This window comes from Roseisolibacter sp. H3M3-2, from assembly GCF_029211165.1.
Taxonomy (GTDB): Bacteria; Gemmatimonadota; Gemmatimonadetes; order Gemmatimonadales; family Gemmatimonadaceae; genus Roseisolibacter.
This window is the reverse complement of the sequence record NZ_JARGEK010000291.1, coordinates 1-6,400: the sequence shown is the minus strand read 5'-3', so window position 1 is coordinate 6,400 and position 6,400 is coordinate 1. Positions and strand designations below refer to the sequence as shown.

At 76.1% G+C, this 6,400-nt stretch carries 6 protein-coding genes; 1 reads left to right on the top strand and 5 read right to left on the bottom strand.

Annotated elements, in window-relative coordinates; translation table 11 throughout:
• From PYV61_RS19190 to PYV61_RS19170, 5 genes are all read right to left on the bottom strand, one after another.
• Positions 1-1,075: M56 family metallopeptidase (locus tag PYV61_RS19190; RefSeq protein ID WP_275834608.1), on the bottom strand; the 1,075-nt coding region annotated here is incomplete at its 3' end.
• A 1-nt stretch (position 1,076) separates the two neighbouring features.
• The gene (locus PYV61_RS19185; RefSeq protein WP_275834606.1) at positions 1,077-1,466 is read right to left on the bottom strand and encodes a BlaI/MecI/CopY family transcriptional regulator; all 390 of its coding nucleotides are present in this window, start codon (positions 1,464-1,466) and stop codon (positions 1,077-1,079) included.
• Positions 1,467-1,611: 145 nt separating this feature from the next.
• Positions 1,612-2,799, bottom strand: a complete 1,188-nt coding sequence (locus PYV61_RS19180; RefSeq protein WP_275834604.1) for a YncE family protein — start codon at positions 2,797-2,799, stop codon at positions 1,612-1,614.
• On the bottom strand, positions 2,796-4,838 hold the full coding sequence (locus tag PYV61_RS19175; RefSeq protein WP_275834602.1) for a hypothetical protein: 2,043 nt from the start codon (positions 4,836-4,838) through the stop codon (positions 2,796-2,798). The genes PYV61_RS19180 and PYV61_RS19175 overlap by 4 nt, the downstream gene beginning before the upstream one ends.
• Before the next feature lie 121 nt (positions 4,839-4,959).
• Positions 4,960-5,601 (bottom strand): hypothetical protein, encoded by a 642-nt coding sequence (locus tag PYV61_RS19170; protein WP_275834600.1) that lies wholly within the window; start codon positions 5,599-5,601, stop codon positions 4,960-4,962.
• Between the two features lie 134 nt (positions 5,602-5,735).
• Here PYV61_RS19170 and PYV61_RS19165 point away from each other — a divergent pair, with 134 nt between their 5' ends.
• The gene (locus tag PYV61_RS19165) at positions 5,736-6,266 is read left to right on the top strand and encodes an RNA polymerase sigma factor (RefSeq protein ID WP_275834598.1); all 531 of its coding nucleotides are present in this window, start codon (positions 5,736-5,738) and stop codon (positions 6,264-6,266) included.
• Positions 6,267-6,400: the final 134 nt, after the last annotated feature.

Sequence of the window (6,400 nt, the reverse complement as noted above, 5' to 3'; positions counted from 1 at the left end):
CGCGGCGGCGGTCGGTGCGCGTGCGCGGCGCCGCCGGGTCGAGGATCGCGAGCAGCCGCCCCTCGAACTCCGAGCGGCGCGCCGGCGTCGGCGCGGGCCCGGCGTGCGACGCCTCGCCGAGCGTGCGCACGAGGTCGAGCAGGTCGTCGGCGTACGCCGCGGCGGGGACGCCGCCGGCGGCGAGCACCAGGTCGTCGCACGCGCGCTCGCGCTCCGCGCGCAGGCGGCGCCCGGCCAGCACGACGAGCGGGTTGAACCAGAACAGCGCGGTCGCGAGCTGCGCCAGCACCTGCGTCAGCGCGTCGAGCCGCTCGACGTGCGCCAGCTCGTGCAGCAGCACGGCGCGGCGGCGCTCCTCGCTCCACTCCGCGGCGTCGGCCGGCAGCAGCACGACGGGGTAGACGACGCCCCACGTCACCGGCACCGTGCCGGTGCGCGCCACGTACAGCGACACCGGGCGGCGGATGCCGAGGTCGCGCGCGAGGCGCTGCAGCGGCATCACCCACGCCGGGTCGTCGGCCGGCCGCGCGCGGCGGACGAGGCGCGCGAGCCCGAACGTGCCGAGCGCGAGGCGGAGGAGCACGACGAGGACGCCGGCCGCCCACACCGCGAACGCGACGAGCAGCCAGGGTGGGGTCGTCGGTGGGGCGACATCCGATACGGCGAGATCCGGTACCGCGAGATCCGATACGGCGAGATCCGATGCCGCGAGTTCCGATGCCGCGAGTTCCGATACGGCGGGGGTGGGTGGGGCGACGGGCGCGGCGGCGGGCGGTACCGCGGGAGCGGGGTCGCGCAGCGCGGCGGCGGCGCGCGTGAGCGCGGGGGGCACCACCTCCGCGCGCCACGCGGGGACCACGCGGCCGAGCAGCGGGAGCGCGAGCACCGCGACGACGGCGGCGCTCCACACGAGGTGGCGGGTGGCGGCGGCGGCGCGGCGCATCCCCCACGTCGTGACCGCGCCCGCGACGGCCAGGAGCAGCGTCCCCTTGAGCGTCGCGTCGGCGAGCGCGGGGAGCCAGTCGGCGGCCAGGGCGGCGACGCGCTCGGCCAGCTGCGCGGTGGCGGCGGTCATGTCAGCGCCCCTCCCGCTTCCGCTGCTCGATCAGCTTCGACAGCCGCTCGATCTCGTCGCCCGACAGCTTGCGCTCGGCGCCGTCGAGCAGCGCCGCCATCGCGTCCTCGACCGAGCCGTCGAAGAAGGTGCGCAGCAGGTGCCTGACCGCCGACTTCTGCGCCGTCGTGCGCGCGACCGTCGGGGTGAAGACGTAGCGCGGGCCGTCCTCGTGGTGGCGCGCGTGCCCCTTCTCCTCGAGGATGCGCAGCATGGCGCGCACGGCCGAGTAGCTCGGCGGCTCGGGGAGGCGCTCCTGCACCTCGGCGGCGGTCGCTTCGCCCAGCTGGTAGAGCACGTCCATGATCTGCCGCTCCCGTCGGGAGAGGCGGCTGCTGAGCGCGTCGGCCATGAGTCCGGAGCAGGGGGGGGGTGCTGCTAAACTTCTAGCACCATGCTGGTTTTTTAGCAATAGCGGCGTGCGGCTGCTGGAACGCACTGCGGGCTGCGGGCGGCGGATCGAAACCCGCCGCCCGCAGCCCGCAGCCTCCCGTCTCTCAGGGCCGCGCCGCCGCGATCACGTCCACCCCGCCCGCCATCTGCCCCACGTCCGCGCTCGCCACGCGCTGCCGCGTCGCCAGGTCGATCACCTCGAGCGTGCCGGGCTCCGACCCCACCCCCTCGACCGAGACGAACGCGTACCGGTCGTCCGGCGAGACCGCGACGCCGTGGACCACGCGCCGCAGCGTCGGGATGCGCGCCAGCTCCTTGCCGCTCGCGGCGTCGAACACCGACACCGAGCGCCCGCGCTTGTTGGTGGCGACCAGGAGCTTCGCGTCGCGCGTGATCGCGAGGTTGTAGACGCCGTCGCCGGCGGCGATGCGGCGCTTGAGCGCCCACGTCGCGGCGTCGACCTCGACGATCTCGCTCGTCTTGTTGCACGCGACGTACACCGAGCGCCCGTCGGGCGTCGGCTGCGCCCACGTCGGGGAGCACACCGTCTCGCCGGCCTTGGGGGCGTCCATCCCGTGGCCGCCCATGTCGTGGCCCGCATGCGCGCCACGCCGCACCATCGGCGCGCCGGGCATCCCCTGCTCCTTCCCCTTGGTGAGCAGGAAGTGGCGCGACACGGCGAGCGTGCGGGTGTCGATCTCGACGAGCAGGTCGTCCATCATGCACGCCGAGTAGTGGCGCGACCCGTCGGCGGTGAGGCGCGAGCCGTGCGGCATCGCGCACGTCGGGATGCGCGCGATCTCGACCAGCTCCTCGCCGCCGCCGGCCGACGTCGCGAGGCCGACGACGCTCACGCTCGACGGCACCATCTCGCCGTGCAGGTTGAAGTTCACGACGTACGCCGCGGCGCCGTCGGGGCTCACCTGCAGCGTGGCCGGGAAGAGCCCGAGCTCGACGCGCCCCAGCGTCTCCCCCGTCGCCGCGTCGAAGCGCCAGAGCGAGCCGTAGGGCGCGCCGTGCGCGGTCGACACGAAGTACGAGCGGCCGTCGGGGGCGAACGCCAGCCCGTGCGGGCCGTCGGGGTCCATCGGGTTGAGGCCGACGGTGCGCGACGTCTCGACCTTCGCCGCCGGCGTCCCGCCGGCCCCGAGCCTCGGGCCGAAGCGCACGACCGCGATCTGGTCGGTCGCCTCGCTCGCCACGAGGACCGTGTACTCCTGCGCCGCCGCCGGCCCCGCCGCCGCGCACAGCGCGAGGGCGAGGGCCGGCGCCAGCGGACCGCGTGCGCTCACTGCATCACCTTCGGCTTGGGCGCCTTGGACGGCTCCATGCGCACGATCCACAGCCCGTTGTACATGTCGTTGACGTAGGCGAGGCCGTCGCGCACCACGACGCCCCACGTCATCGGCGTGTTCTTCACGCGCCCCGCCGGGTCGGCGGTGTGCACGTGCACCATCTCGCGCGCCTGCGCGCGCAGGTCGCCGCGCAGCTCGCCCGACACGTCGAAGGCGCGGAAGCCGCCGTTGTACGCGCCCATGTAGAGCGTGTCGCCGGCCACCCACACGTTGTGCACGCCGCCCATCTCGGGCTCGTACCAGGCGACGCTCTTCGGGTTCTGCATGTCGGACACGTCGATCACCTGCAGGCGGCCGTACGCGCGCCCGCCGGCCGCCGAGTTCGCCGGCGCCCCCTTCACCCCCTCGGAGGGGAAGACCTCGTCGGCGATGAAGACGTAGTTCTTGTGGCGCCACGCGGTGTGCGTGCCGCGGATGAAGCCCGGGCCGCCCGCCGCCTCGACCTGCCGGTACATGTCGTTCAGGTCGTACTTGAACTGGCTGACCAGCACCGGGTTGGACGGCGAGCCCCCCTTCACGCCGTTGCCGACGTCGAGGATCACGAGCCCGTCGTTCCAGTAGCTGGCGTACAGCAGCCCGTCCTGCACGTCGATGTCGTGCAGCGAGCGCCCGGCGTCGCCGGCGAAGTCGGGGCGCGGCGTCTTCCACGTCGCGACCTCCTTCGGCTTGCTCGGGTCGTTCAGGTCGATCACGTGCAGCGCGCCCGTGCCGTCGTTCGTGAGGTACACGTGCGTGCCGTGCTTCGGCTGCGTGTACACGAACGCCGAGTGCACGCCGGCGGTCACCGTCTCGGTGTACTCCGACAGCACCTTCGGGTGGCGCGGGTCCTCGAGCGAGGCGACGACGATCCCGTTGCGGCGGTCGCTGGCGCCCTCGCGCGTGAAGACGAGGTGCTTGCCGTCCTTGGTGGTCATCACGTCGTTCACGCGGCGCGTGTTCGACACGATGGAGTCGGTCACCGTCGGCGCGGCCGGGTTCGAGATGTCGATGGCGTACATCACGTCGCCGCCGCCGCCCGAGCCGAGGTAGGCCACCTGCTCGGTCGGGTGGAGCCACACCTCCTCGGTGTTGAAGCGCTCGCGCGGCAGGCGGCCGACGATCGTCGCCGGGCGGCGCACGTCGCGCGCGGCCAGCGTCACGACGGCCGTCGCGCTGCGGTCGCCGAGCGACGCGGTGACCGTGTACGGGCGCGCCTCGTAGCCGACGAAGGCGCCGTCGGGGTCGATCTGCCCCTGCCCGGGGCTGAAGCTCCACGTCGGCGTGACGCCGGGGATCGCGCGCCCCTGCGCGTCCTTGGCGACGGCCCTGAAGCGCAGCACGTCGCCGGTGCGCCACCCGGCCGCGGGCGCGGTCCCGGGGCTCACCTCGACCGACGCGACGCGCGTCGCGACCACCGTCACCGGGACGGTCGCCTTCGCGCTCCCCGCCTCGGCGGTCAGCACGGCGCGCCCGGGGGCCGCCGCGACGACGATGCCGTCGCGCACCGACACCACGCCGGGCGCGCTGCTCGTCCAGCGCACGCGGTCCTCGCGGCGGTCGGCCTGCGCCGAGTAGGCGGTGGCGGTGGGCGCCACGCGCTGCCCGACCACGAGCGTCGCGGGGAGCCCCTCGACCGCCACGCGCGCGGCGGCGCTGGGGACCATCCGCACCCCGACGCGCTCGACGAACGGGCGCGTGCCCGGGACGACGGCGACGGCGGCCACCGGGAGCATCCCGGTCGCGCCGGCGCGCACGAGCCCCGTGGTGTCGACGGCCCCCTCGAACCACCCGCCCGCCTGCTGGAAGCGCACGCGCACGCCGGGGACCTCGTTCCCCTGCGCGTCGAGGGCGCGGCCGGTGAGCCGGAGGGTGTCCATCGCCGCGACCACGGGGTCGCTCGGCGACACGACGATGCGCGCCACCGGGGACGGCGCGGCGGCGGGGGACTGGGCGGGCTGCTGGAGCAGCCCGAGGAGGGCGAGGGCGGGTACGGGCATGGGCGGGGCGCGTGAGCGGACGGCGCGCGCCACCCGGCGGGCGGGGGCGCGCGACGGAACCCCGCAAACTGCGGCGCCCCCGGACCCCCGACCAGAGGGCCCGGCGACGCCGCGGCGGGCTTCACGACTCCCTTACCCCGTCCCGCGACGAACGGTCGCGCCCCGAACGGTCGCGCCGCCGCAGCAGCAGCCCCACCCCCGCCGCCGCCAGCCCGGCGGTCGCCGCCCCGCGCCCCGGCGCGCCCGCGCGCGTCCCGCCGGCGTCGGCGACCCGCGCCGTGGTGGCCACGCGCAGCATCGCGTCCACGTCGGCGGCGGTGATCGCGCGGGGGACCGACCAGCGCCCGTTCTCGCGCGAGTCGATGGGGACGCGCACCCCCGCGACGTCGCCGCGCCGGTCGAGCGCCACCAGCGCCGTCGCGGTGACCGTCGCCCCCTCGCGCATCGTCATCACCAGCACCCACCCCTCCCCCGCCGGCAGCGCGCCGCGGACGGCGAAGGTGCCGGCGGCGCCGACCGGGCGCGCCTCCAGCCGCACGGTGCGGCGGGCCCCGTCCACCATCCCGACCGCCTCGGCCTGCAGCGGGAACGCGGTGGGGTCGCCATGATGGTAGAGGCGCACCACCGCCAGCGCCCCGCGCGTGGACTCCTGGTGCGGGTTGGCGGGGAGCTCCACCGAGATCCACGGCGGCCCGGCGAGGGCGGGGCGCGGGGCGGCGAGCAGCACGAGGGCGGCGGCGGCGGCGATCGACCGGACCAGCATGGAGACGCTCCTGAGGAAGTTGCCCGTGTGATGCCGCCGCCGGCCGGGCTGCGCACACGCGATCCTTCTCGGCGTCGGTGTAAACGCGGGGCGCGCGGCCGGCATCCCACTCGCGGACCCGATGACTTCCCCTGGTGACGACGGCCACCCCCGAGCGCGCGCCCGTGACCGCCGGTGACGGCGCGGCGGACTTCGCCGCCCTGTACCGGGCGCACGTCGGGCGCGTGTACGCGCTCTGCCTGCGCATGACCGGCGACGCCGCGGCGGCGACCGAGCTGACGCAGGACGTGTTCGTGCGCGCGTGGGAGCGGCTGGCGACCTTCCGCGGCGAGAGCGCGGTCGGCACCTGGCTGCACCGGCTGGCGGTGAACGTGGTGCTGGAGCGGCTGCGCGCCGACCGGCGGCGGCTGGCGCGCGTCGAGCCGGCGGGCGACTGGCTCGACGACTGCGCCGCGCCCTCGCCGCGCGACGCGGTGCTGGAGCGCGTGGACCTCGACGCCGCGCTCCCGCGCCTCGCCCCGGGCGCCCGGCTGGTGTTCGTGCTGCACGACGTCGAGGGGTACGCGCACGACGAGATCGCGCGCCTCACCGGGCTCGCCCCGGGGACGGTGCGCACGCAGCTGCACCGGGCCCGCAAGCACCTCTCGAAGCTGCTCCGCGACTGACATGACGCCCCCCACGCCCCCCTGCCCCGACGCGGCGGCGCTGCACGACTGGCGCGTCGGCCGCCTCGGCGCCGACGCGCTCGACGCGGCGGCGCGCCACGTCGACGGCTGCGCCGCGTGCGCCGCCGAGGCGG